Raw genomic sequence first — 3,026 nt, forward strand, 5'->3', positions numbered from 1 at the left:
AATATATCTCGTACACTACAATCAATCTCATTACGACGTAATCTTGAGCTTAATTGGATACTTACTATTGAATCTCCGCCAACCCTAAAGAAATCATCTGTAATTCCGACTCTATCTAACCCAAGTACTTCTGCAAATATATTACATAACTTCTCTTCAAGTTCCGTAGTCGGTGCTATATAACTATCTTCATTAATAAACTCAGGATCAGGTAATGCTTTTCTATCTAACTTACCATTAACTGTTAATGGCATTGAGTCAATCTCAACCAGTACACTAGGCACCATATACTCAGGTAATACCTTAGATAATTGATTAAAGATCTCTTCTTGAGTTAATGACTCTTTATCTGATACATAATAGCCTACTAAGTACTTATTATTATTTCTTTCCTTAGCTAATACACAGCTCTGTTTAATTCCTTCTATACTAGATAATTGATTCTCAATCTCTCCTAATTCAATCCTAAACCCGCGTATCTTAACCTGATCATCATTACGACCTATATATTCAATATTACCATCTGCCAACCATCTAACTAAATCCCCTGTCTTATACAATCTTGTATACCCATTAGCTATATCACTCTCTGTAGCAAATGGATTCTCTATAAACCTCTCTGCTGTCAACTCAGGACGATTCAAATAACCCCTAGCTAAGCCAGCTCCACCTATATATAACTCCCCAACTACTCCAACTGGTAACGGCTGTTGGTACTGATCTAATATATATGCCTTATTATTAATAGCTACCTTACCGATAGGAATTGACTGAGAATATATTTTTCCAAAATTAATAAAACTGGTTGTACCCACAGTTGTCTCTGTAGGGCCATAATGATGAATTATATTAATATTTGGATAAAAATTTATAAAACCTTCTAGTTCTTTTTTATTAACCTTTTCTCCACCAATTATTATAGATTTCAAATATTTAAACTCATATTTCTTTTCTTTTATATAACTTAAAAGTATTGATAGATAGCTTGGTGTAATTTTAATAAGTTCTATTTTATTTTCATAAATATAGTTTAAGTATAATTTAATATCTTCTTTTATATTTTTTCTACATATAACTACAGTTTGACTCAAACATAGAGGAGTAATTAAAACATTAACCGTAGCATCAAATGATATACTTGCTGAGCAATCAATAATAGAAGAATCATTAAAATAATAATGATTGTCCATCCATTGATTATAATTCGCTATAGAATTATGCTGAATCATCACCCCTTTAGGCAGACCAGTAGTACCTGATGTATATATAACATATGCTAAATCTGTTGAACTACTTTGAGATTCAAGGTTTTCTTTAGCTTCTTGATCATATACATAACCTTGCTCCTGATATGAATCAATTGATATCGAACCAATATCTTTATCTATATAATGAAGCTTATTCTCTAAATGACTCTGCGTTATAACTAACTTAGCTTGTGTATCTTTAATTATATGTCTAAATCTCTCTTGCGGATAATCAGGATCCATAGGTACATATGCCCCACCAGCCTTCATTACAGCTAAGATTCCTATAACCATATCCAAACTTCTTTCTAAACATAATGGAATTAATGTATCTGGAGCAAGCTCTTGATTAGCTATTTCTTTATATTGTCTTCTTATATATCTAGCTAGTTGATTTGATCTTTGGTTAAGTTCCTTATATGTAAGCTCTTGATCCTCAAATACCAATGCTACATTGTCTGGATTTTGTTCAACCTGCTCCTCAAATAACTGATATATCGTCTTATCCTTAGGATATTCTCTATCTGTCTGGTTCCAGGAGTATATTATCTTTTGGTATTCTAATGTTGTTATTTCTATCATAATTACCTTTTAAAAACTTTTTATTTCTATCTCTGACAGCTATAGAGCTGGAGCTGTATTGCAAAAATCATAATCACAGTCTATGAATTAGATTAAGTATTTAAACTTAAATAAAGACTTTTGATAAATACTTAAATCCACTATCTGGTAAAACAACTACGATATTAATTGGTTTGAATTTATCTTTGCTAAGTTTTTTCATTATTTTATCTGCTACACATAGCACTCCTCCAGAGCTCCCTCCAGATAAGAGTCCCTCTTTAACTGCAAGACTCTTGGCAGCTAAAAAAGCTTCTTCATCCGTAAATTGGATAACTTCATCAATAAAATTAAAATCGTGTATTGAGCACACCTTATCTTTGCCTGCTCCCTCAACTTGATAAGAAGAAGAAATATGTTTTTGATTATTAAAATGATTAAAGAATACTGACCCTACAGGATCTGCTAAAATCACTTTGATATTTTTATTTTTTTCTTTTAAAAATTTTGAAATGCCTGTAATAGTGCCTCCACTACTAGCTGCTGCAATTAAAATATCTATTTGTCCAGACATCTGATCCCATATTTCAGCTGCAGTAGATTCAAAGTGAGTATTAACATTCATCATACTTTCATATTGATTGAAATATAAACCTTTCTCATCTCTATCACAAAGAATTTTAGCTTTATTATTATAATGCTCCGATGATTTAGTAGAAACACCATTTGGACAAACAATAACCGTAGCACCATATGCTTTGATTGTAGTAATCTTCTCTTGGCTTGTTTTGTACGGAACTGTTATAATAACTTCATAACCCAATACACTACCTATCATTGCAAGGGAAGTTCCTGTATTCCCAGATGATGCTTCATAAATTTTCATACCTGGCTTTAATATGCCTGATTTTTCATAGTCCCTTAACATTGAAAGAACAATTCTGTCTTTAATACTCAATGTTGGGTTCAACATTTCACATTTTGCATATAAATTATATTTTTGATAAGTATGATATTTTAAGAGCTTTAAAATAGGGGTATTTCCAATCAAATCAAAAACATTGTTATAAATTTTTTTCACAAATACTATCCCTAGAAAAATTAAGATTTTTTACGCTAGTTTCGACTAATTTTAGTAATCTTGTCATATAGTTTAAAGATGCTTTAGTTTTGTCAATTAAAGGATTATATTCAGCAATCTCAAAACATACTAAATTA

At 30.7% G+C, this 3,026-nt stretch carries 2 protein-coding genes; both read right to left on the minus strand.

The features are described 5' to 3' along the window. Positions 1 to 1,829: non-ribosomal peptide synthetase (locus tag AB8E56_RS11440; protein ID WP_329481224.1), on the minus strand; the 1,829-nt coding region annotated here is incomplete at its 3' end. A 106-nt stretch (positions 1,830 to 1,935) separates the two neighbouring features. Beyond that, positions 1,936 to 2,889 carry a cysteine synthase family protein gene (locus AB8E56_RS11445; protein WP_329481227.1) on the minus strand — a complete coding sequence of 318 codons (954 nt, stop codon included), beginning with the start codon at positions 2,887 to 2,889 and terminating at the stop codon, positions 1,936 to 1,938. Between the last annotated feature and the right edge of the window lie 137 nt (positions 2,890 to 3,026).

Source organism: Francisella sp. 19X1-34, from assembly GCF_041102755.1.
Taxonomy (GTDB): domain Bacteria; phylum Pseudomonadota; class Gammaproteobacteria; order Francisellales; family Francisellaceae; genus Francisella.